The following is a 339-nucleotide window of genomic DNA, read 5'->3' on the forward strand; positions in this document are numbered from 1 at the left end:
AGGTGGGAGGGGGCTTGCCCCCGAAAGCGGAGTGTCAGGTACCAGATTCTTGGTTGATCCACCGCAATCGGGGGCAAGCCCCCTCCCACAGTTGATCGGCGGTGTTCATACCTGATCGGGAATAGAAAGATGTATTCACTTGAAGACCTGCTGCACCTGATGAATCGCCTGCGCGACCCGCAATACGGGTGCCCGTGGGACATCAAGCAAACAGGAGGACAACACCGCGTTGATGTCCCTGACCATCGAGATTCCGGGGCTGGACGCGTTGGGGCGGTTGCTGGGGCGGATTTCCCAGTTGCCGAACATCATCGAGACGCGGCGCAACCGTACCCCATG

General features: G+C 59.6%; 2 pseudogenes. Both read left to right on the forward strand.

Features of this window, described 5'->3' with window-relative positions:
• Nucleotides 1-129: 129 nt before the first annotated feature.
• A pseudogene (locus tag INT12_RS31070) lies at nt 130-213 on the forward strand (nucleoside triphosphate pyrophosphohydrolase); the annotation flags it as partial.
• Nucleotides 206-339: pseudogene (locus INT12_RS31595) on the forward strand (hypothetical protein); the annotation flags it as partial. The pseudogenes INT12_RS31070 and INT12_RS31595, both read left to right, overlap by 8 nt.

This window comes from Pseudomonas sp. K8 (assembly GCF_014889455.1).
Lineage (GTDB): Bacteria > Pseudomonadota > Gammaproteobacteria > Pseudomonadales > Pseudomonadaceae > Aquipseudomonas > Aquipseudomonas veronii.